At 39.0% G+C, this 23,348-nt stretch carries 17 protein-coding genes, 1 tRNA gene, 1 pseudogene and 1 other annotated feature; of the genes and pseudogenes, 10 read left to right on the top strand and 9 right to left on the bottom strand.

Going from position 1 to position 23,348, the window contains the following annotated elements; translation table 11 throughout:
* Positions 1-8: 8 nt before the first annotated feature.
* From QM877_RS00770 to QM877_RS00745, 6 genes are all read right to left on the bottom strand, one after another.
* Positions 9-6,218, bottom strand: coding sequence for an SIALI-17 repeat-containing surface protein (locus QM877_RS00770; RefSeq protein WP_414317257.1), 6,210 nt, complete (start codon positions 6,216-6,218; stop codon positions 9-11).
* A gap of 41 nt (positions 6,219-6,259) precedes the next feature.
* On the bottom strand, positions 6,260-12,181 hold the full coding sequence (locus tag QM877_RS00765; RefSeq protein ID WP_414317256.1) for a ZmpA/ZmpB/ZmpC family metallo-endopeptidase: 5,922 nt from the start codon (positions 12,179-12,181) through the stop codon (positions 6,260-6,262).
* Between the two features lie 306 nt (positions 12,182-12,487).
* Positions 12,488-12,781, bottom strand: coding sequence for a 50S ribosomal protein L27 (gene rpmA, locus QM877_RS00760; RefSeq protein ID WP_075229047.1), 294 nt, complete (start codon positions 12,779-12,781; stop codon positions 12,488-12,490).
* 16 nt (positions 12,782-12,797) lie between these two features.
* Positions 12,798-13,142: a ribosomal-processing cysteine protease Prp gene (locus QM877_RS00755; protein ID WP_075229048.1), complete on the bottom strand. Its 345-nt coding sequence runs from the start codon at positions 13,140-13,142 to the stop codon at positions 12,798-12,800.
* A 15-nt stretch (positions 13,143-13,157) separates the two neighbouring features.
* Positions 13,158-13,472, bottom strand: a complete 315-nt coding sequence (rplU, locus tag QM877_RS00750; protein ID WP_000109137.1) for a 50S ribosomal protein L21 — start codon at positions 13,470-13,472, stop codon at positions 13,158-13,160.
* A gap of 35 nt (positions 13,473-13,507) precedes the next feature.
* Positions 13,508-13,687: a sequence feature (ribosomal protein L21 leader region), on the bottom strand.
* Between the two features lie 64 nt (positions 13,688-13,751).
* A complete protein-coding gene (locus tag QM877_RS00745) occupies positions 13,752-14,438 on the bottom strand; it encodes a YoaK family protein (protein WP_153224971.1) in 687 nt (228 codons plus the stop codon).
* Positions 14,439-14,583: 145 nt separating this feature from the next.
* Between QM877_RS00745 and QM877_RS00740 the strand changes: the two genes are divergently transcribed.
* Both QM877_RS00740 and QM877_RS00735 read left to right on the top strand, forming a co-directional pair.
* A complete protein-coding gene (locus QM877_RS00740; protein ID WP_153224972.1) occupies positions 14,584-15,561 on the top strand; it encodes a Gfo/Idh/MocA family protein in 978 nt (325 codons plus the stop codon).
* Positions 15,558-16,640, top strand: a complete 1,083-nt coding sequence (locus QM877_RS00735) for a DEAD/DEAH box helicase (RefSeq protein WP_153224973.1) — start codon at positions 15,558-15,560, stop codon at positions 16,638-16,640. The genes QM877_RS00740 and QM877_RS00735 overlap by 4 nt, the downstream gene beginning before the upstream one ends.
* Before the next feature lie 117 nt (positions 16,641-16,757).
* On the opposite strand, the gene QM877_RS00730 is transcribed toward QM877_RS00735, so the two are convergent.
* Positions 16,758-17,135 carry a DUF1934 domain-containing protein gene (locus tag QM877_RS00730; protein ID WP_322741474.1) on the bottom strand — a complete coding sequence of 126 codons (378 nt, stop codon included), beginning with the start codon at positions 17,133-17,135 and terminating at the stop codon, positions 16,758-16,760.
* 71 nt (positions 17,136-17,206) lie between these two features.
* Between QM877_RS00730 and QM877_RS00725 the strand changes: the two genes are divergently transcribed.
* From QM877_RS00725 to QM877_RS00690, 8 genes and pseudogenes are all read left to right on the top strand, one after another.
* Entirely contained in the window at positions 17,207-18,511 is a 1,305-nt protein-coding gene (locus tag QM877_RS00725) for an HD domain-containing protein (protein ID WP_414317255.1), read from the top strand.
* Between the two features lie 12 nt (positions 18,512-18,523).
* Positions 18,524-19,330, top strand: a complete 807-nt coding sequence (yidA, locus tag QM877_RS00720) for a sugar-phosphatase (protein ID WP_414317254.1) — start codon at positions 18,524-18,526, stop codon at positions 19,328-19,330.
* 1 nt (position 19,331) lies between these two features.
* The gene (locus QM877_RS00715; protein ID WP_414317253.1) at positions 19,332-19,703 is read left to right on the top strand and encodes a helix-turn-helix domain-containing protein; all 372 of its coding nucleotides are present in this window, start codon (positions 19,332-19,334) and stop codon (positions 19,701-19,703) included.
* Positions 19,687-20,070: pseudogene (locus QM877_RS00710) on the top strand (ImmA/IrrE family metallo-endopeptidase). Before QM877_RS00715 ends, QM877_RS00710 begins: the two are co-directional and overlap by 17 nt.
* Positions 20,071-20,095: 25 nt before the next feature.
* Positions 20,096-20,527, top strand: coding sequence for a hypothetical protein (locus QM877_RS00705; protein WP_414317252.1), 432 nt, complete (start codon positions 20,096-20,098; stop codon positions 20,525-20,527).
* Positions 20,528-20,532: 5 nt separating this feature from the next.
* Positions 20,533-20,958 carry a hypothetical protein gene (locus QM877_RS00700; protein WP_414317251.1) on the top strand — a complete coding sequence of 142 codons (426 nt, stop codon included), beginning with the start codon at positions 20,533-20,535 and terminating at the stop codon, positions 20,956-20,958.
* 78 nt (positions 20,959-21,036) lie between these two features.
* Positions 21,037-21,633, top strand: coding sequence for a DUF308 domain-containing protein (locus QM877_RS00695; RefSeq protein ID WP_414317250.1), 597 nt, complete (start codon positions 21,037-21,039; stop codon positions 21,631-21,633).
* Between the two features lie 131 nt (positions 21,634-21,764).
* On the top strand, positions 21,765-22,868 hold the full coding sequence (locus tag QM877_RS00690) for a site-specific integrase (RefSeq protein ID WP_414317249.1): 1,104 nt from the start codon (positions 21,765-21,767) through the stop codon (positions 22,866-22,868).
* 18 nt (positions 22,869-22,886) lie between these two features.
* Here the strand turns inward: QM877_RS00690 and QM877_RS00685 are convergent.
* Positions 22,887-22,958 (bottom strand) — tRNA-Arg (locus QM877_RS00685).
* Between the two features lie 42 nt (positions 22,959-23,000).
* Complete coding sequence (gene rplS / locus QM877_RS00680) at positions 23,001-23,348, bottom strand: 50S ribosomal protein L19 (protein WP_001068669.1); 348 nt, start codon at positions 23,346-23,348, stop codon at positions 23,001-23,003.

Here is a 23,348-nt window from a genome sequence, read left to right as displayed (position 1 = left end):
TGTCCCTTTTATATTTTAAACAATGGATTTAAGAAACCATCTGTGTTTTTTAGAAGGGATTTAAAGACTTTAGATTTCAAATTTTCAGTATTTGAGTAGTTTCCAGCCTTCTTGAGGTCTTCTGTGACCGCTTTGTCGAACAAGGCTTTGAGTTCATTATAATTGTGGATGGTTTGTCCATCAATTGTAATCTCTGTGAATCCTTTTTCAGCTCTGACTTTCACATCATGATACCAATGTCTCTTCCACTCTTCAAGTGTCTTGAATTTGTCTCCAGATACTTTCTTGATAATGAAATCATCGCCTAAAAGACCTTTATTTTCTTTATCAGCAGCACCTTGATGTTTGCTTGAAACATAGTCAATGAATCCATGTTCATATCCATAGTACCCCCACATACGGAAGGCATTATGTTTGAATGATAATGAACCTGGTGCTCCTTGGCTTGTATTACCACCGTAAATACCAGCCATCATATTGACATTGACATAAGCCGTACCAAAATCTTCTGGGTGGAAGACTTTATTGCCTGGATTTCCGTGAATAGTCATAAAATTGTTATTTACCAAATCATCAATGGTTTCAAGATTGGTTATTTTCTCAGCGTCTGTCAAGTCACGCACTTTGTCCCATTGGTGAGGACCACTTAGTTTATTTCTATCCATTGGTCGACGTATTTCACGGTCAATTTTCTTGAACCACTTACTATTGTCACCTTTAACCTTAGGAAGAACAGCTTCAGCTTCAGCATAATCAAGCATCATCATAGCTTCATTGTAGTTCTTCATGTATTTATCTATAGTTTCACGCGAATCCAGCTTGTTAGGATTATAGTTGTACCATTGGTTACCATCATTTTGACGTTCAAATGCCATATTTAATCCAAGTGCACCGTATTCACCTTGATGTCCGTGTTGTGCTGGAGTTTGTAACATACCCTGAGCAAATGCTTCAAGGTCTGTACCTTGTCGATGTCTATGACCACCCAAATATGCCATGCGGTCATTTACGTGGGTAGTTTCATGTGTAAAGGCAGATGTGCCGTATTCACTTATTAAATCCGACATAACAAAATATACAGCATCCATAGGTTGTGGATCAGCAAAGATGTAAGCATAGGCTCCATAGCCATACTTATACTCATGATACTTCCCAATACGACCAAAGAATTCCCTGACTGGAGTATAGTCTGATTTTCCATTTCTATGTCCGAATCTGTCAGGCCAGCCACCTGGAGCATTATGATTATCCCATACAGGAGTTGGAACTACATTTTGACTCTTAAGAAGTTTATCGCGTACATTATCAGTAGCAAGACGTGACCAAAAATCTAAGTAATTAACTTGCTCTTTGGCACGTAGATTAATCTCTTTTTTAAAGGCTTCACGTTCTTCTTCAGTATTTTTGTTGTATTTTTCAAATGCACCGAATGAAATTGAATTATACGTTGAAATCATAAATAGATGTGCATTTTTCAAATTAAGAAGAGGTAAAATCATGCGCCCATGCTGCCCATTATTAATTCCTTCGTATAGACGATATTTTTTGTTAGCAAATGCAGGGTTCGTTGATGGTTGTTCAACTACATACGCGTTCTTTTCAATAGCTTTCTTAAACCAGTCATTTATATCTGTATGGTTAGTGAATAGCTTCATATTGTAATGTAAGAATCCATTTAATTCATTTATTCCAATTGTTCCACCTATAGTTTCACGATAAGCTTCTAAAGTTCTATCTCCTTTAACATTTCTTTCACTTGAACCAATTTTGATTAAGAAATCTAAAACATTAACATTCTTACCATAAAAATCAGGTTTAAACATCATAATATCTTTAATTGATAACTCATCGTATTTAAAACCATAATATTGATTTAAGTAGGCCAGCCCCATCATGATTTTAGCTTTGTTATCTTCAACTTTCTTAAGTAAAGCACGCTCGACTACTTCCCCACCGTTTAACTGATGATCTTCATTTTCTAAAATCTGACTAACAAGTTTTTCTAAGTTTCCTTTGACTTCTTCGAAGCTTTCTTCTAAATACAAGCCCTTAATGTACTCAGTTTTCTTCTCAGGGGTATTTTGCCAAGGTTTCTCACGCTTATCCATCAAGCTACGAACTTCATCTGAAAGTAGGGTAACACTAGCTAACTTCTCTTTGATATTGCTTGCTAACTGGCTACGATTCTTCATAACCATATTTGGAGTATAGACAATGTTTTGACCTGCTACATCATACTCTTTTACTTGAGCTACTTTAGAATTCGTTTTAGCGGTCACAGTTAACTCTTCTTTTGTACCATCAGCATAGTGAACCATAATCTTATCAATATCCGATAAATCAGTGACAAATTGCCCTGCTTTCATACCTGTTACAGACAGAACAGTTTTCTTAACAAGATTGGACTCATCTGTTAACTTATTCCCTTGGTTTACAATCCACTCTTTGTTATAAAATGGTTGCAGTTTTTCCAAATTTCGATAAGCTAGGTTTCTTGTTTCTTGGTAGTCCTGAATCGCTTTATATTCAGAATCTCTATCAACGATACGATTTAACTTGTTTACAACTGGATCTTGAATAGCGAAGGTATTCGCAGTAATCCCCATATTAGCGATTTTGGCGTCTGCTTCTGCTTGAGAGATAGACTGAATCTGTTTCGAACGCTTGTAGGTACTTTCTCCAGTAGCAACATCTTTTACATAATAATTATTTTTGAAGTAGTCAAAACCAAAGTATGGGTCACCGTCAATAGAAGCTGAACCATACATAATTTCACCGTTATTGACTTTCATCATACTAATATTATTCTCAACCCAACCCCAGTCATAGTTTTCGTGAACTAAACCACCACTTTGACCATGATTTTTCAGAGTCATAGTACCTTTAACAACAGAATTTGTCAAACGACCTTTTTGTTTAACATCCCACTGATTACTTCCGTGATTGACTTTAGCTACTAAACCACCAAACTTAGAATTGTTACCTACAATATCACCGTCAAAATAAACACTATCCGTGTTACTTCGCCAACTTTCGCTGACAAGTCCACCAGACCACCAGCCTTTATCTCCAAGACTGTTAATCTTGCCAATAAAAGCTACATTGCGCATATTAGCTTCGTCTAACTTATTAACAGCACCGGTTACATCGTTATTTCCTGTTACTGAACCTACTACTTTGATATTCTCAAGTGTAGACTTCTTAAACATATTACCAATAGGTGCAACTTTATCAGCCCAAGGCATGTTTATATTTACATTACCTAAGTTAAAGTTTTTGAGTGTAGCACCTTCAGCCTCATTAAACAAAGGTCTTTCTAAGTTATGAATCGTGTACTGATGATTCTCTACACTTGATAAAGTACCTCTAAACTTAGCCATAACATAAGCTTTACCTGCTGGCTTAACGTTAACTGCATTCAAATCTGCACCAAGTTTAAACTCACCGGTAGGATTTGCTTGCATATCTTTTGCTAAATCATGGAAGTTGTAATAAACCTTATCCTCGGTAGCCCTCGGTTTTTCAAGATAATAAGTGTAAGTATCTCTTAACTTACCGTCTTTATCACGTTGAACTAAGTCAGGTGCTTTTGCCGTTATCTTGTAAAGCTGCTTACCTTCCTCAATGACCTCTTCAATCTTATCAATTGCTAAACGAGTCACTTTGTTTTCTCTGGAGGTTACTTTTAAGTAATAGTTGTTAACATTACTTGGAAGAGATGTTAAATGATTACTATCGCTTTCGACACCGCTTTCGTTTACTTGTACGAGACTGGTATTTGCAATATCTTTCAACTCAACTTTCTTTAAATCTAAGCGTAAAGGTTTATCTTCCAAAGTCGATACTTCTGCACCCTTACCTACATCATAAGTCATAGTGGTTGAAATCGTATAATCTTTGTAATAGTCTAAGTTCTCTAATACTTGAGATAAGTTATCGATTTTTAAATCAAGCGTTTTTACAATTTTTCCACCTTCTTTGATAGTCGCTACAATGCGTGTAATTGTAGCATTGTCTTGATTTTCTAGATTGTAGTTAATTGTAGCAGACTTAGCTAAAACATCCTTAGATACAGTGGTCAGAGTCAAAACAGGAGCTGTTTTTTCTTTTGGCTTTTCTTTTGTACCTTTTACAAGAATTTCAGGCTTCATTTCTTTTAACACAGTTACGGTTTCAACTGGTTCACTGATTTTTTTGCCATGTAACTCTTCATAGCTAGTAACAATTTGACGTTCGCCGTCCTCACCAACTTGTTTAACAGAATCATCACCTATAAATTTGGTAGGATCAGATTCTTCTGTGATAGTTTTAGGAATAGTCTCTGTACGAATATCAGTATGTAAAGCAGGAAGCTCTTCTCTCTCTGGAGCAACGTCAGGAACTGTAGCTAGTGGATCAGTATACTCTGAGATTTCAATAACCGGCGGATCAATTAAGTTTCCTGTTTCATCTACTCCTGTTGTACCTACAGAACCCGTATATTCTGGTTTCTCAGCCTTAGGCGCTTCGTCTGGGACTGTACCTACAGAAGCAGTGTACTCTGGCTTCTCAGACTTAGGTGCTTCTTCTGGAACTGTGCCTACCGGTTCAGTGTATGCTGGTTTTTCATGAACTTCCGGCTCACCTTTGTCAGTCACAACAGCTTCGGGTAACGCTGGTTGAACTTCCGGCTCGCCTTTGTCAGTCACAATAGCTTCCGGCAACGCTGGTTGAACTTCCGGCTCACCTTTGTCAGTCACAACAGCTTCGGGTAACGCTGGTTGAACTTCCGGCTCGCCTTTGTCAGTCACAATAGCTTCCGGCAACGCTGGTTGAACTTCTGGTTCGCCTTTGTCAATCACAACAGCCTCGGGTAACGCTGGCTGAACTTCTGGTTCCCCTTTGTCAGTTACAACAGCTTCGGGTAACGCTGGTTGAACTTCCGGCTCACCTTTTTCAGTCACAACAGCTTCGGGTAAGGCTGGTTGAACTTCTGGTTCTCCTTTGTCAGTCACAACAGCTTCGGGTAACGCTGGCTGAACTTCCGGTTCCCCTTTGTCAGTTACAACAGCTTCGGGTAACGCTGGTTGAACTTCCGGTTCTCCTTTGTCAGTCACAACAGCTTCGGGTAACGCTGGTTGAACTTCCGGTTCACCTTTATCAGTTACAACAGCTTCGGGTAACGCTGGTTGAACTTCCGGCTCACCTTTGTCAGTCACAACAGCTTCGGGTAATGCCGGTTGAACTTCCGGTTCGCCTTTGTCAGTCACAACAGCTTCGGGTAACGCTGGTTGAACTTCCGGTTCACCTTTGTCAGTCACAACAGCTTCGGGTAATGCCGGTTGAACTTCCGGCTCGCCTTTGTCAGTCACAATAGCTTCCGGCAACGCTGGTTGAACTTCTGGTTCTACAAGGTTTGTACCTATTGGTTGCGTATAGTCAGGCTTCTCATACTTAGGAGCATCGTCTGGGACTGTGCCTACTGGTGCAGTGTACTCTGGTTTCTCTGATTTAGGTGCTTCGTCTGGAGCCATACCTACAGGCTCAGTGTATGCTCGCTTCTCAGCTTTAGGAGCCATATCAGGAACTGTTCCTACCGGTGCAGTATATTCTGGTTTCTCATGAACTTCGGGCTCAACCAGATTACCACCAACTGGTGCTGTATGTTCTGGTTTTTCTGCTTTAGGCGCTTCATTAGGGATACTTTGAATTTCAGATACTGGAACATTTTTTGTCCCCTCATTCTTATGTTGAATTTCTGAAATTGCATCATCATTAAGGGGTAAGTATCCAATATAACGATATCCAGCAATTTGAACCACTCCTTCATTACTTGGAGCTTTCAAAGGATTGCTTATATCGAGAGCTTGCATACTAGAAAGACTAATCAGTCCGATAGTAGTAACTAAGAACAAACTAGAAACTTTTTTCTTTTTATGAACCAAAAGGACTAAACTACCAACAGCTAATAGACCTAAAGCTGTAAGCACAGAAGTCGATGAACCTGTCGCAGGAAGAGCTTCCTGCTGATAAATAAGAGCATAAGTTACCTCATTATCAGTAGGAATTCCTGCTTGAATCTTGCTTTGTTCTTCCTTTGTAAGAGCGCTTTTTTCAACATAATGATATGTAGAAGCATGAATGATTGACGGTGCAACCAAGATGCTTCCGAGTAAAACTGAACCAACAATCCCACAGATTTTTCGGATTGAAAACCGTTCTTTTTTAAATAATGACAATCGTAATCACCTTCTTTAATTTTATTTCCTAATAGTAAACACTATTTTTTATTATTAAAAATTGAACTTCTAAAATCATCAGTTTGATTTAGATAGGCCTTAAACACTGCTCTCTTTAACTTATGAACTGCACTATCATATTCTGGATTATAGTTGTCCCAAGAATAACGATTCTCATCTGCATCCTTACGGACAGCTTCGTCCATTAATCGCTGCAGTTCTTCTACACTATGAATCGTCTTTCTTGCAAAACTTGCCCAAGATTTAGTTGGATCGTTGAAGGTCACCTTTTTCAAGTTTCTAAACTGATCCACCCGTTCTTGGTACATAGCTTTCTTGAAATCCGCCCAAGAAGAATACTTCCCTTCAAATACCTTTTTCAAAACAAGATCATCTGTAACTAAACCTACTTCTTTACCATAAGACTTAATCTTACTTCCCGCCGCTTTTGCATCTTTTTCATATTGATTTGAGATATAAGGTACCATTCCATCCTTAAAGCCTTTGGCAGCCAGAAGTTCATAAGCAATCCTACGTCCCATCAAATCACCCGGAGTTCCCTTACTGCTCAGAGCCGAATAGATTGGGGCAAAGAGTTTAATCGTATAGTAACCGTTTCTTTCATATTCCCCAGACTTATATTCACGAGCTGACAAGATATTATTTTTAATTAAACTATCAAAGGTAGTCAATTTTTTGGCATCTTCTTCTGTCAGATTTTGTACAACGTTAGTAGCGTAAACCTCATTTCCATCTGCAGGATCTTTCACGTATTTATTCTCGATTTTTCTCAGAGCCGTCATTTTCTGATAAGCATCTAACTGTTTCACAATAGATTGCCCTTCGAGATATTCCAACATGTAAACGACATCAAACATATTGTGGACGTAGTTCTGAAGATCTGCTGCGTCATTAAATCTTGTAGTTGGATCAAGTACTTGCAATCGCTGGCCTTCTGTACTATCTGATGTTTTATGTTTCAAGATAGAGTTGATGGTAATGGTTGCATCACTTGGTTGATCAGGAGCTTGCAATAAGCCTTTTGCGAAGAACTCCGGTCCTAAGCCACTTCTTCGACCATAGCCACCAAGGTAAATATCCTGATCTGAATCATGTGTCATCTCATGGGTATAGGTGATAGCTCCATCCTTATCTAACATACGATAGGACATATAGTAAACGCCATCTCCAGTTGCATAAGCACCATGGTGATTGTGAACTACTTTATTCCCCACTGGACCAAAGAAATTCTTCATCGCCGGATTGGTACTATCAAACTGAGCCTCAACTGTAGCTTTTCCAGATGTTGTATCATCTCCAAACTTATAGGCATCATAAAGTAAAATTGTACGATAGAGCTTTTCACGTCCTTCTTTATCTAAAATACGATACCAATAATCATAGTGATCTCGCTGACGTTTGGCTGTTTCACGCGCATTATCTTCAACAAACTTATTGAGTTCATCTCCAGCCTTATAATCGCTGTTGCGATAGCGATCGTAAGCACCAAATCCTAGGCTAGACAAGGTTGAGATGACAAATACAGATCTTTCTGGCAAGGTAAGGAGAGGCAAGACCATATTGCGGTATTTCCAAGTACTACTAGTAATTCTGTCATAAACACCGATAGAATACTTAGTCCCTGCTTGCTCTTGCTTGGCTTTGACCTCTGCAATAGTGGATTTTTCTTCGACGATGTAAGCCTTGGTCTGTGATTTAAACCAGTCATTATTGGTTTTGTCTGGTAGAAAGACTTTTCGGTAATTTTCCAACGTGCTAAACAAATCTGTCGTTCCATGATGGCTGGCAAGACTGATAGCATAAGTATCGACATTGTTTTTAGCAAGCAGATTATTAAATCCTGATTTCCCTAACTCAATCAGAGTATCTAGTGGTGAAGTATTTCCTTTACCAAAGAAGTCTGGACGATACATCACCAGGTCTTTGACATTCACTTGACCGTAGCTAAAGTTATACCAACGTTCTAAATAAGTTAAACCGAGTAGCAAAGCTTCCTTATTGTTCTTGATTTTATCTACAAGATAGCCTCTGGTAACTGGGTTGTCACCAGCAAGTCCAGCATCTGCTGACAAGAGTTTTTTCAAACTGTTTGCCAAATTTTGTTTTGTTTTGACGAACTGGTCTTCCAGATAGAGCTCAGTTTGCTTGACATCTGGAGAAATTCCGAGTGTCTTTCTGATGGCATCCGACTTATAGTCAACCTTTTGTAAGTCAGGTAAGACTTGCTTAATGATAGAGTCTTGGTCATACAAGAATTGATTTGGAGTGTAGAGGAGTCCTGTATCCCCTAAACTATATTCTGCTAGCTTGGCAAAATCAGTCTGGTACTTGAGATCGAGCTTCTCAGATGAATGGTCCTGATAGTGAAGCAAGAGTTTATTTGCAGTCTGTTTGTTGGAAACAATATCTGTGATGACTTGGTTATCCTTCATCATGACTGCTGACAAGAGTTCTTTTTGATATAAAAGACTGTTCTCGTTAACTAGGTTTCCGTATTTCACGATGGTCGCCTTGTTATAGAAAGGTAACAATTTTTCAATGTTCTTATAAACCAAAGCACGGTTAGCTTGATAATGCTTCACCTTAGAAAAATCACTTTCTTTACTACCACTTGTTGAAAGGGGCTCCACTGTTGGAGGAGTGAGAGGATTGATTTCTGCTTTTTTATTCGTCACTTCAGAAGCATCTAGCATTGTTCCTCTTTCTTCAAAGGATTCTTTGCTGACGACTTCATCCCTAACCAAGGTGACATTGTATACTCTGTTCGCCTTGCTGCTGAATGTATCCTTCACCTTCATTCCATTGTAGTGGTAACCGGTAATAGCATTCCCGTTGGTTACATTGACATCACTTAGTACATTGGTCAATCTTCCTGCATGCTGTTCCTCATTCGTCTTTCGATCCCACAAATATCCAGCCACACCCGCAACTCTACCAAAGTGCTTGACATTGTTGATATCACCTTCAGCATAGCTATCCTGTATATGCGCATCTTGGTCTACTAGACCTGCTAGCCCACCAACAGTCTGATCTGAACTATTGGTGTTGGATGAAATGGCTACTGTCGCTTTTGATTTAGTCAGTGAAGCTTTGTTTCCTGTCAAATGACCGACCAGACCACCGATATTATAGGCAGTAGTTGTTTCATAGGTATTGACAATTCTTCCCTTGAAACTACTCTCTGTGATGCTTGATTGGTCTGCCTTAGCCAACAAACCACCGATACCACGTTCCCCAGCTAGAACACCATCGACATGAACTTGTTTAATCTTTGTGCCATTCGTAGCTTCATTTGCCAGTGAACCAATATCATTTTTACCTGAAATAGTAACATTTTTTAGACTCAGTTTTTCTACTGTAGCACCACTCAAGTTTTCAAACAGAGGTTTTTTCAAGTTATAAATAGCATACTTCTTACCATCTTTTTCTCCAATCAACTGACCAGTAAAGGTGCCCTTGATATAGGATCTTTCATCAGGACCAAGCTCCACTTCGTTAGCATTCAGGCTGGCCGCTAAATGATAGGTTCCAGAGGGATTTTGGTTTATAGCTTTGACCAGATTACTAAAGGAAGTAAAGTTTGTCTTTTCCTCTTTAGACTTCTTATCGAGGTAGAAGGTGAAATTATCGACATATTTATTGTTCTGCTCTTGCTGGAGTTTCTCAGCCTTAGCTGTAATTTTATAAACTGGCTGACCATTTCTTTCTTCTTCAGTTATTGAGGCGACTGGTAGATAGACATCTTTAAATGCCGAAGATTTTACCTTGACAAAGTAATTATCCGTATTCTTTGGAATTCCATCCAATGAGATATGTTGTCTATAAGTCCCATTCGTCTGGCTGTACAACTCAATATCCGAAACATTTCTTAATTCGAGTGTTTTTTCTGGATCCTGCTCTTTCGTTTTTTCAGTCGGAATATCTGGCTTTACTTGATCAATATCACCAGTGTATTCTGGAAGTGGGGCTACCTGTTCAGGCTCACCTTTGTCACTTACTACAGCTTCTGGCAACGCTGGGTGAACCTCGGGTTCGCCTTTGTCGGTTACTACAGCCTCTGGTAACGCTGGATGAATTTCAGGCTCACCTTTGTCACTTACTACAGCCTCTGGCAACTCTGCTTGGACTGCCGGTTCACCTTTGTCAGTTACAACAGCTTCTGGTAATTCAGGCTGAACTTCAGGCTCGCCTTTGTCACTGATTATAGCCTCTGGTAACGTTGGTTGAACTTCCGGTACGCCTTTGTTACTTACTACCGCTTCGGGGAGCTCTGGTTGAATTGCCGGTTCGCCTTTATCACTTACCACAGCTTCTGGCAAGGCGGGTTGGACTTCCGGTTCACCTTTATCGGTTACAACAGCTTCTGGTAAGGCGGGTTGGACTTCCGGTTCACCTTTATCGGTTACAACAGCTTCTGGTAAGGCAGGTTGGACTGCAGGTTCACCTTTGTCACTTACAACGGCTTCTGGTAGCTCTGGTTGGACTGCCGGTTTACCTTTGTCACTTACTACAGCCTCTGGCAAGGCGGGTTGGACTGCCGGTTCGCCTTTATCACTTACAACAGCTTCTGGTAACGCAGGTTGAACTTCAGGTTTACCTTTATCAGTAACAACAGCTTCTGGCAACTCTGTTTGGACCGCAGGCTCACCCTTGTCAGTTACTACAGCTTCTGGTAATTCAGGTTGAACTTCCGGTTCACCCTTATCAGTCACGACTGCTTCTGGTAACGCAGGTTGAACTTCCGGTACGCCTTTATCAGTAACAACAGCTTCTGGCAACTCTGGTTGGATTGCTGGTTCACCTTTATCGGTTACAACTGCTTCTGGTAAGGCGGGTTGGACTGCAGGTTCGCCTTTATCACTTACTACTGCTTCGGGTAATGCAGGCTGAACTGCGGGTTCACCTTTGGCGCTTGCCATAGTTTCTGGCAATTCTGGTTGGACTGCAGGTTCACCTTTGTCAGTTACAACTGCTTCTGGTAAGGCGGGTTGAACTGCGGGCTCCCCTTTGTCACTTACTACTGCTTCTGGTAATTCAGGTTGAACTTCAGGTTCGCCTTTATCAGTTACTACAGCTTCTGGTAACGCAGGTTGGACTTCAGGTTTGCCTTTTGCGCGTACAACAGCAGAATTTGAAGATTGTTTCTCTTCTTTTCTTGGATTGGTTAATTCTGCAGAGATAGGTTTTTCAACTACTTGAACTTCTGTCGGCTTAGTTGAAGAAACAGGTGTTTGTTCCTGAATAGCTTGTACTGTTGATGGATTCTCTACAAAATTCGGTGTAACATTATAATCCACCTTTTGTTGTTTTGTAGGAGTGGCAACTGAACTCTTTTGATTACTTACTTCAGAATCAGAAGTAGTTTTCCCGTCTTTGATATATCCAATATAAGTGTAACCTGAAATGTCTTTAGGAAGAGGTAATTTTTCTCCAGAGGTCAATTCATAGTCCGTATTGTAATTCAGCAAAAGATTATTTTCTAAAGCATGAGCTGAAACTAAGACACCATTTCCTATTCCTGCAACCAATACTAAATGTAATACTGTTTTATTCTTAACTTTTTTCTTAGAAACTGCAAAAATTAAAATCCCCAGAGCAGCTAAGCTAGCACCAGCAACTAGGGCTTGCATCTCATTCTTGCTTCCAGTATTTGGCAATTCCGCCAGTTGATTTTGGGAATTTAACTTATAAACAAGATAATAAGTCTCATCATCATTCTCCACGTATGTCGGAATATCATAAACGAGCTGATTCTTTTCTTCTGATGATAGCTCTGAATCTGTCACATATTTATAGTGAACTCCTTTAGTCTCTTGAGCATCCACAGATGAACTAGCTAGTACAGACATAAAAAATAAACTTGAAATCGTTGCAGATACAAGTCCTACTGATAATTTTCTAAATGAAAAACGCTGCTGTTTTTCACCAAAATACTTTTCCATGATTCCTCCTTGAAATAAAATTTAAAAAATATGTATGGTAAACTTTATTATATTAGCTTGTTATCTTATAAAAAGGTAACATACTTTAATTATACTCTTAATTTACAAAAAAGTCTTAAAATTGCGTTACGCTTTCATACTTTGTTTTACGTGTAAAATACGAATGCGCAGGGTTTTAATTTCTTATATTCTTTTGGGATAAAAAAATAGGCTCTCCGAAAACTCGGAAAGCCTTATTTAATGCTACTTCTAGCTTCCTCACCTTTACATTTCAAGGCTCGGGATAAAAAGGTTCACTGGACCTTTTTATTTTGCGATTGGGTAAACAGAAACTTGTTTTTTATCGCGACCTTTACGTTCAAAGCGTACTACGCCTTCAACTTTAGCGAACAAAGTATCGTCTCCACCACGTCCAACGTTTACACCTGGATAGATGTGTGTACCACGTTGACGGTAAAGGATAGATCCACCTGTTACAGTTTGTCCATCAGCTGCTTTAGCTCCAAGACGTTTCGCTTGTGAATCACGTCCGTTTGATGTAGAACCTCCACCTTTTTTGTGGGCGAAAAGTTGCATGTTAGTAAGAGTCATTTTTAACATAATGTTTTCCTCCGTGTTAGTTTTCTGTGATAACTCTGGTTTGGACGAACTCAGAAGAGTCCTCCGATAAGTTTGCCATTCCTAAGAAAAATGATTCAAAGAATAACTGAGTCATTTCTCTCTGATGTGAAGGGATATCTTTAGGAATTTCCACCATTAGATAACCATCTTCATCTTCGTTTAATTGTAAGATTGGTTCATAGCCTGCAAATTTCTCAATTGAATTGACAAAGTTAGTGGCAAGCGTAGAAACCGATGCACACACGACGTCAAAGCCGTTTTCGCCAATTTTGGCGTGTCCAGTAATCTCCGCACTCCTCAGCTCGCCATCTTCGGCTCTCTCAAAGACTGCTTGTATCATGTGTTCTCCTTAAAATTAAGCGTTGATTGCGTTGATGACAACTTTTGTATATGGTTGACGGTGACCTTGTTTACGGTGGCTACCTTTTTTAGGTTTGTACTTGTAAGTAACAACTTTCTTTTGTTTTCCTTGTTTTTCAACAGTTCCAACTACAGTAGCTCCAGCAACAAGTGGAGTTCCGACAACAGTGTTTTCACCACCAACAAGAACAACTTCGTTAAAAGTAACTTCTTGACCAGCTTCAACGTTCAATTTTTCAACGTAGATTGCTTGACCAACTTCAACTTTAACTTGTTTTCCGCCAGTTTTGATAATTGCGTATGTGCTCATTATGCACCTCCTATGATTTTTTGGGGTTTCCCCGTATTTTTGTGAAGACTCGCCTAGCATCGTGGGACGAACCACTTAAAAGAAGAGCTCTAAGTATAACAAAGAATAAACTAGGAATTGAGCCGAAAACATAACTTATGTTAGGCAAGGCGATAATGACGAAGTTTAAATTTGTTATACGACGAGCAACGATGTTCGTGCGGTTGCACAGGACTGTGCATAGTCAACTCTTCAAGTATAGCATGATTCCTGGTTTTTGACAAGTATTTATCATCGAATTTAAACTTTTTCTCTTATTTTTTTCCTCCAAGATGCAAAAAGCATACTTAGATAAAAAATACTCATCATGATTGGAATCCCTAAAATTGTTTTTTCTTCATAAAAAATACTCAGATAAGCTGATACAACAACCCCAAGCACAAAACTCGACAGCAAGCTAACAAAGATGAGACCTTCTCTTAAAAAAGGTGTATGTTTTGTGCGAACATATTCACCAAATGCTAACATTGTTCGTTTGATATTTCCAGTCATAAATGCATTGTTGTATGCAATTCCTGAAACTTCTCCGAATGCTGTTGTTACAAGTCCCATACAAAATGCTAACGGTGGTACTATGTATATATTATCAACCGTCAAGGGAACAAATCCTATTATCAAAGATAAAATTGCTAGTGGAATAAGGGATAGAATTGGTTTTCTTACAATCCTCAACTTTTCTTTATAGACTGTCAAAAGGAAGACACCCACCATGAAGGAAATCAAGGTCATTACCTTGGCGCTGGCATCTGAAACATTGTCTTGAATGAGACCAACGGAAAGGAAAACGACATTTCCCGTTTGGCCTGCAACTAGAGTATTTCCACGTATGATAAAGGTATAGGCATCTACATAACCCGCACAAAAAGTCAAAAAAAGCGCCAATCTTTTTGAATGACGAGAAATTTTTCTCATAGGTAATAATCTCATACTACACTCCTATTTTTTCTGAATCTATTGTACCATTTTTTGATAAAAATTCGAAGTGTCAAATAAAAGAATTGTCTCCCTTTGGCTAGTTTAGTCTATCTGTGATATAATGAAAGCAGTCATTACTTGTAGAAAAGGAGATTTCATGCTTAAACTCGGTATTATCGGTACTGGTGCAATCAGCTACCACTTTATAGAAGCTGCTCATGCTAGTCAGGAATTCCAGTTAGTGGCTGTTTATTCAAGAAAGCTCACGACTGCTCAGCAATTTGCTAGTTCCTATACAGATGTTAGTCTATTTGATAATTTAGAGGATTTCTTCCAGTCTGATTTTGATATTGTCTATATCGCAAGTCCCAATTCTCTGCACTTTACTCAAGCCAAGCTTGCTCTAGCATCGGCTAAGCATGTTATCCTTGAAAAACCAGCGGTGACTCAATCACAAGAATGGCAAGAATTAATTAAAATAGCTCAGGAGAATCACCGTTTCATCTTTGAAGCAGCAAGAAACTATCATGAGGAAGCCTTCACCCTTATTAAAAACTTTTTAGCAGACAAGCAAGTTTTAGGTGCAGATTTTAACTATGCCAAGTATTCTTCTAAGATGCCTGACCTTCTTTCTGGAAACACTCCAAATGTTTTTTCAGACCGTTTTGCTGGTGGGGCTCTCATGGACTTGGGAATTTATCCGATCTATGCTGCGGTTCGCTTGTTTGGAAAGGCACTTGATGCGACCTATCAAACTCAGCAACTTGACAACACCATTGACTTAAATGGAGATGGTATCTTATCTTATCTTGAATATCAAGTTCACATCAAGGCTGGTAAAAATATTACTTCTAATCTGCCTTGCGAAATATATACAACAGATGGAACACTGACGCTCAACACTATCGAACATGTCCGCTCAGCTATTTTCACAGATCATCAAGGAAATGAAATACATCTACCTATTCACCAGGCACCTCATACCATGACTGAGGAGGTCGCTGCTTTTGCTAACATGATCAAGCAGCCAAACCCAGAACTTTACCAAGCTTGGTTAGAGGATGCGTCACACGTCCATAACCTAATTTTCACTATGCGCCAGACTGCTGGCATTAGATTTGAGGCAGAAAAATGAAAACCAAACTACCTACAGAATGGCTAGAGCTAGCCGAACAACTCGGCTTTCAAGAATTCACACCCATTCAAACTCAGATTTTTGATCCGATTTTAGACGGTCAAACCCTCCTTGGAGTCAGTCCAACTGGTACAGGAAAAACTTTAGCTTATCTCCTACCAAGTCTTCTCCGTCTCCAAAAGAAAAAAGCGCAGCAACTATTGATTTTAGCACCAAATACTGAACTGGCTGGTCAGATTTTTGAGGTAACTAAAACTTGGGGTGAAGCAATTGGCTTGACTGCTCAACTCTTCCTTTCTGGTTCGAGTCAGAAACGTCAAATCGAACGACTTAAAAAATGCCCAGAAATCCTTATTGGAACTCCTGGGCGTATCTTTGAACTGATCAAATTGAAAAAAATCAAGATGATGAATGTGGAAACGATCATTCTTGATGAGTTCGATCAGTTGCTAGATGATTCTCAAATTCACTTTGTTGAGAAAATCACTCACTACGCACCTCGTGACCACCAACTCATCTATATGAGTGCCACTACCAAATTTGACCAAGATAAGATTGCACCTAACACGCGCACGATTGATCTATCCGATCAAAAGCTCGATAACATCCAACACTTCTACATGCAAGTAGACCAACGACACAGAGTAGATATGCTTCGTAAACTAGCACATGTCGATGACTTCCGTGGACTGGTATTCTTTAATAGTTTGTCAGACCTCGGAAGCGCTGAGGAAAAATTGCAGTATCGCGATGTTTTAGCTGTTTCACTAGCTAGCGATGTCAACGTTAAATTCAGAAAAGTTATTCTCGAAAAACTCAAAGACAAGCAACTAACACTGCTTCTTGCAACAGACCTTCTAGCTCGTGGTATCGACATTGATAGCTTGGAATGCGTGGTTAACTTTGACGTTCCTAGAGATATGGAAACTTACACTCACCGCGCTGGCCGTACAGGACGTATGGGAAAAGAGGGCTATGTAATCACACTTGTAACGCATCCCGAAGACATTAAAAAGCTGAAGAAATTTGCAAGTGTACGTGAAATTGTCTTGAAAAATCAAGAACTCTATATCAAATAGAGGCTGGGACAAAAATCCCAACCTCATTTTTTATTAGCAAAAAAACTTTGACCTGCTAGTGGATTTAGAACTTCGAAATCGAAACTTTATCTACTGATTTCTCCTCCACCGGCTTTATTACCCCCAGGTAATTTCTAAGCGATAGTTCGCAAATGGATTTCCTTCTTTGTTTTGTAGTTGATAGGCTAGTTCAATCTTTTGCTGATCAACTTGATAATGGCTTGTTTGGATGATAAACTCCTGTATCCCCATTGGTGTAGGAATATAGGCTAAACTATCAGCTTCCTTCAGAAAACGCATGATGGTCTTAGGGTTGGAAAATCGAGACATCACCAACTCTGTATCATTAAACTTGAGTACCACTTTTTCCTTCTCTTCATTGTAAAAAAGGAGATAGGAAAAATCACCTTTCTCACGTAACTCAACATCATAAAGTTGGTCGATCACTTCCAATTGTTCATCAAATTGGATGGTATTTCTCATTCGAATCTTCACTTCAAGTCCTCTTTCTACACTCTTATCCTACTATTTTACCAAAAACTGTAGCTTTTTGCTATAATGGTTTTATGAATGAAAAAGTATTTCGTGACCCTGTTCACAATTATATCCATGTTGATAATCAGATTATCTATGACTTAATCAATACCAAAGAATTTCAACGCTTGCGTCGTATCAAGCAACTAGGAACATCCAGTTACACCTTTCATGGTGGAGAACATAGTCGTTTCTCTCACTGTCTAGGTGTTTACGAGATTGCACGTCGCATCACCGAGATTTTTGAGGAAAAGTATCCTAAAGAATGGGATCCTTCGGAGTCCCTCCTAACCATGACTGCAGCCCTCCTTCATGACCTAGGCCATGGAGCCTACTCGCATACCTTTGAAAATCTCTTTGATACCGATCATGAGGCGATTACGCAGGAAATTATCCAAAGTCCTGAGACGGAAATTCATCAAGTCCTGCTACAAGTAGCGCCAGATTTTCCTGAAAAGGTAGCTAGCGTTATAGACCACACTTATCCAAATAAGCAGGTGGTCCAACTGATTTCGAGTCAAATCGATGCAGATCGCATGGACTATCTCTTACGTGATTCTTACTTCACAGGGGCTGCTTATGGGGAATTTGACCTGACTCGGATTCTTCGAGTGATTCGCCCTATCGAGAACGGAATTGCCTTTCAACGAAACGGGATGCATGCCATCGAAGACTATGTTCTTAGTCGCTATCAAATGTATATGCAGGTTTATTTCCATCCTGCCACACGTGCTATGGAAGTCCTTCTGCAGAATCTTTTGAAACGTGCTAAAGAACTTTATCCAGACAATAAGGACTTCTTTACTCTTACATCCCCGCATCTACTGCCATTTTTCGAAAAGAATGTTAGCTTGACTGACTATCTGGCTCTGGATGATGGTGTGATGAATACCTACTTCCAGCTCTGGATGACTAGTCCTGACAAGATACTAGCAGACCTGTCACAACGTTTTGTCAATCGCAAGGTCTTTAAATCCATCACCTTTTCACAAGAAGATCAAGAACAGCTTGTATCTATGAGAAAACTGGTAGAAGATATCGGCTTTGATCCTGACTATTACACAGCTATTCATAAGAACTTTGACCTTCCTTATGATATCTATCGTCCTGAATCTGAAAACCCACGGACACAGATTGAGATTTTACAGAAAAATGGTGAACTAGCAGAACTTTCTAGCCTTTCGCCTATCGTTCAATCCCTTGCTGGTAGTCGCCACGGAGATAATCGTTTCTATTTCCCAAAAGAAATGTTGGATCAAAACAGCATCTTTGCAAGCATCACCCAGCAATTTTTACACTTAATTGAGAACGATCATTTTACACCAAATAAAAGCTAAAAGAGGAACTATATGAGTATTAAACTAATCGCTGTCGATATCGACGGAACCCTTGTCAATAGTAAGAAGGAAATCACTCCTGAAGTATTTGCCGCTATTCAAGATGCCAAACAAGCTGGTGTCAAAGTTATGATTGCAACTGGACGTCCTATCGCAGGAGTTGCCAAACTTCTAGATGACTTGAAATTACGAGATGAAGGTGATTATGTAGTGACCTTCAATGGTGCCCTTGTCCAAGAAACTGCTACAGGACATGAAATTATCAGCGAATCCTTGACTTATGAGGATTATCTAGATATGGAATTCCTCAGTCGCAAACTTGGCGTCCACATGCACGCTATTACCAAGGATGGCATCTACACAGCCAATCGCAATATCGGAAAATACACTGTACATGAATCAACCCTCGTCAGCATGCCGATTTTTTACCGTACACCTGAAGAAATGGCTGACAAGGAAATCGTCAAATGTATGTTTATCGATGAGCCTGAAATTCTCGATGCCGCTATTGAAAAGATTCCTGCAGAATTTTACGAGCGCTACTCCATCAACAAATCTGCTCCTTTCTACCTTGAGCTCCTTAAAAAGAATGTAGACAAGGGCTCAGCTATCACTCACCTAGCTGAGAAACTTGGACTAAGCAAGGATGAAACCATGGCTATCGGAGACGAAGAAAATGACCGTGCTATGCTTGAAGTCGTTGGTAATCCCGTCGTCATGGAAAATGGAAACCCAGAACTCAAAAAAATCGCCAAATACATCACTAAAACAAATGACGAATCCGGCGTTGCCCATGCGATCCGAACTTGGGTGTTGTAGAATGTTTTCGACGCTAGAAAAAATTAAAGAATTAGCAAAAAGTCGAGGGATTTCTTTAGCAAAGTTAGAAGAAAGTCTAGGTTATAGTACCAATTACTTCTATACTTTAAAAACGAAAGCCCCAAACTCTGAACGCCTACAAGAAATCGCCGACTACTTCAACGTATCCACAGATTACTTACTTGGACGGACAGATAACCCTGCTATTTCAAGTGATCTTGTCACTACTGCTGGTGGTCGTGTGGTGGACTTATCAAATCTTCGTGAACGTATCGTCCTATTCGATGGCAAACCTTTATCGGATGATGATGTAGACAAGATTGCACAAATCATCAAACTCTCTTTGGGGGTATCGGATATTGAAAATAAATGAACTACTGGATGAATACCAGGTCATGCTCTATCTCTTCCCAGAGACCATGTAGGAGCGTAGAGACTTCTATTTCCCTGATGAGCGTATCATTTACGTTAACGGTAATCTTACCCAGGAAGAACGCGAAGAGGTCATTCTGCACGAATTAGGGCACATAAACCACAATCCAGCACATTACAAGCGACTGCTATATAAATACGAAAACGAAGCAGACCGCTTCATGGTACGACATCTTATATCTGAAGAACTAACCCAATACGAAGCATCCGAATTTAACTGGCTTCAATTTGCTGAAAGACACAAAATTTCAACAACCTGGGGGGAACAGATGATACAAGAAGAGTTTTATAGATTAACTGGTAGTTAAATTAATTTAAAAAAGGAGAAAAACAGTGTTTGATTTTCAAGAGGACTATCCTAAAATATCTTTTAATGAAAAAATTACAAATCTTAATTTAATGCATTTAGACAGCATGCAGCCAATGACAACAACTTCTACTTTAGATGAATTTCCTGGGTCATTTAGCCTTGGTGTTGATCTTGATTTGTTTAATATAAAAGCTAATCGTAAATATCAAATCCAAGTGCATTCTCAAGCTGAAAAACAACTTGAGGAACAACTTATTCATGTTGCTAATGCATATATTCCAAAAGAGGAATTTATAGTGTACAAAGATGGTTTTGGAACCACTACAGGTAGTTTCTCTTTTGGCTTTACACCTACAGAAGAAGGAAATTATAAAATTTCATTCAGACTTTATGATGTAGAAAATAAAAAAGTTCTAGATGAATGCAATCAATATCTTTATCTTTACAAGAGGTAGAAATAATGGCACAACAAAGTAAATTCGAACCTTCCAATATTACAACAATTAATTCCCAAAATCATACAAAAAGTGATACAATGAAGCTAAGGTATCAGGAGGAAGAAATTATGGAACGTGAAATGTATACTAAAACAGAAATTGATTTAAAACTTGATAAAATCAATTCTGATACCCAGCACGGATTCGAGAAAATTGATTTAAAATTTGACCAACTCAAACAAGAAATGCGTAGCGGATTTGAAAAAGTCGATTTAAAATTTGATAATTTCGAGAAACGGATAGAGACTATGTTACTAAATCAAGAAAACAAGAGATTAGAAGACCAAGCAAAAAGCAAAAAAGAATTCACATATTGGTTTGTTGGCTTGTTAATCAGCAGCCTGCTCGGTATTGCTGCAATCATCGTTACAATCTTGACGGCTAAATAATATAAACAAGCATTGTTGGATTTTAATAAAAATATGTGCAACAACCGAACCACAATAAAAGCTGTTAGGAGGTTTCTTATGAAACAAGAAAGTAAAGTTTTAGGGATTTTAGCCATTGTTTTCGGAGCAATCGCTCTTCTAGGTTCATGGGTCCCGATTATCAATAACATATCGTTTCTATTCGCTATCATAGCCCTTATATTTGGTATCATCGGTCTCTTTGTTAATAGAAAAAGAACAAAGACACTCGCTATTATAGGTACTGTTATTTCAGTAGTATCAATAATTATTGTTATTGCTACTCAAGCTATGTATGCTAAATCACTTGATAAAGTTAGTAAAGATGTAGAACAAGCAGTTAGTTCAGCAAGCTCCTCAATCGAGTCTTCACAAAAAGAAGAGGACGCTAAATTTAACTGGACTAAGGAACAATTCGACGCTCTAGTAACTGGTGATATCGCTAATAGAGGCGCAGGTGGTTCTAAATATGACGATATCGTTAAAGAACACGGTGAACCAAGCGATACTACAACGAGCACCATTAATGATCATGAAAACAAAACAATCTCTTACACTTCGATTGGTACTAAATACAAGACTGTTATCTTAACATTTGCAAAACAAGATGACGGAACTTTCTTATTGATTACCAAAGTGGGTAATGGTTTGGAATAAAAAAATACAACAAAAATCCCCACACTCGCAAAGTTTGGCGACTCTGAGTGTGAGGAAATCCAGTATAGTAAAAGGCATTAAAAAGCCCTCTTTACTATACCCATTTTATCAGGAAATGAGGTAAAAATCAAATGGCATCATACAGAAAAAGAGAAAATGGAAAATGGGAATATCGCATTTCTTATAAAACCCACGACGGAAAATATAAAAAGGCTGAAAAAGGCGGTTTCCCAACAAAAAAAGCTGCGCAAATTGCAGCTGCTGAACGAGAACAAGAATTACTACTTCCATCTCATATTTCAGACGACATTACTCTTTATGAATACTTTAAACAATGGGCAAACATTCATAAAAAACCAAATATTTCTCCTGTCACCTGGCAAGTTTATCAAGTCACTAGTCGCAACATTGAAAAATTATTCCCAGGTGCTAAGCTAAAAAATATCACAAGTTCAATCTATCAGCAAGCATTGAATACATTTGCTGAAACGCATTCTCAGGCAACCGTTGAAAGATTAAATATTCATATCAAACAATGCGTCGCTATGGCTGTTCATGAAGGAATCATTCAAAAAAACTTTACTACATTTGCAAAAGCGGTATCTCAACAAAAAGGTGTAGAAAAAGAAACTAAATTTCTAGAAGTGGATGAATACGAGAATGTGATAGCTATTTCAAGAGATAAGATAAAAGTCCAATCATATGCAGTAATATACCTCATAGCAGTCACTGGTATGCGTTTTGCTGAGTGTCTCGGGCTAACGTGGGACAATGTTGACCATGACAACAAACTACTTACAGTGGATAAAACATGGAATTATAAGACTAATCTTAATTTTAGTGCTACAAAAACAAAAAGCAGTATCCGAAAGATACCACTTGACGACGAAACACTTAAATTACTAAAAATCTACCAGAAAGAACATTGGATCCATAACAAAGAAAATCGTATTTTCTCTAACATATCAAACAATGCAGTCAACAAAACACTAAGAAGAATCGTTGGTAGAAATGTCCATGCGCATTCTCTTAGACATACTTATGCTTCATTTTTGATTGCTAAGCGTATTGAATTGCTCTCTATTTCAAAAATCCTTGGTCATGAGAATATGAACGTTACCATCGAAGTCTATGCTCATCAATTAAAAGAACTGGAAGAGGCGAGTAATTCGGAAGTAAGAGAGATATTTGCAAATTTAGGGGCGAATTTGGGGCAAAACACCTCAAACCCCTAGTAAAATCAATAGTTTATATGCCCCCTGCCGGAATCGAACCAGCAACTACTCCTTAGGAGGGAGTTGTTATATCCATTGAACTAAGGGAGCTAGAGAAAAACTCTGCCGAATGAGCAGAGTTTTTTGGTCGAATTAACGACGGATTTCTTTGATACGAGCTGCTTTACCTTGAAGAGCACGCAAGTAGTACAATTTCGCACGACGTACTTTACCGTAACGAACAACTTCGATCTTTTCAACACGTGGAGTGTGGATTGGGAAGATACGTTCAACACCTACACCGTTAGAAATTTTACGAACTGTGTAGTTTTCTGAGATGCCAGCACCTTTACGTGCAATAACAACACCTTCAAAAATCTGGATACGTTCACGGTTACCTTCGACAACTTTCGCGTGTACACGAACAGTGTCACCAGGACGGAATGATGGGATATCAGTACGAAGTTGACCTTCTGTCAAGCTTTGGATTAATGGATTCAT

Source organism: Streptococcus infantis, assembly GCF_047463655.1.
Taxonomy (GTDB): Bacteria; Bacillota; Bacilli; order Lactobacillales; family Streptococcaceae; genus Streptococcus; species Streptococcus infantis_Z.
The sequence above is the reverse complement of the archived record's forward strand: the minus strand, read 5'-3'. Positions and strand labels throughout refer to the sequence as shown.

Coding starts and splice junctions, on each gene's coding strand:
- QM877_RS00765 (WP_414317256.1), bottom strand. CDS start 12,181: ATGGAAAAGTATTTTGGTGAAAAACAGCAGCGTTTTTCATTTAGAAAA.
- rpmA (WP_075229047.1), bottom strand. CDS start 12,781: ATGTTAAAAATGACTCTTACTAACATGCAACTTTTCGCCCACAAAAAA.
- QM877_RS00755 (WP_075229048.1), bottom strand. CDS start 13,142: ATGATACAAGCAGTCTTTGAGAGAGCCGAAGATGGCGAGCTGAGGAGT.
- rplU (WP_000109137.1), bottom strand. CDS start 13,472: ATGAGCACATACGCAATTATCAAAACTGGCGGAAAACAAGTTAAAGTT.
- QM877_RS00745 (WP_153224971.1), bottom strand. CDS start 14,438: ATGAGATTATTACCTATGAGAAAAATTTCTCGTCATTCAAAAAGATTG.
- QM877_RS00740 (WP_153224972.1), top strand. CDS start 14,584: ATGCTTAAACTCGGTATTATCGGTACTGGTGCAATCAGCTACCACTTT.
- QM877_RS00735 (WP_153224973.1), top strand. CDS start 15,558: ATGAAAACCAAACTACCTACAGAATGGCTAGAGCTAGCCGAACAACTC.
- QM877_RS00725 (WP_414317255.1), top strand. CDS start 17,207: ATGAATGAAAAAGTATTTCGTGACCCTGTTCACAATTATATCCATGTT.
- yidA (WP_414317254.1), top strand. CDS start 18,524: ATGAGTATTAAACTAATCGCTGTCGATATCGACGGAACCCTTGTCAAT.
- QM877_RS00715 (WP_414317253.1), top strand. CDS start 19,332: ATGTTTTCGACGCTAGAAAAAATTAAAGAATTAGCAAAAAGTCGAGGG.
- QM877_RS00700 (WP_414317251.1), top strand. CDS start 20,533: ATGGCACAACAAAGTAAATTCGAACCTTCCAATATTACAACAATTAAT.
- QM877_RS00695 (WP_414317250.1), top strand. CDS start 21,037: ATGAAACAAGAAAGTAAAGTTTTAGGGATTTTAGCCATTGTTTTCGGA.
- QM877_RS00690 (WP_414317249.1), top strand. CDS start 21,765: ATGGCATCATACAGAAAAAGAGAAAATGGAAAATGGGAATATCGCATT.
- rplS (WP_001068669.1), bottom strand. CDS start 23,348: ATGAATCCATTAATCCAAAGCTTGACAGAAGGTCAACTTCGTACTGAT.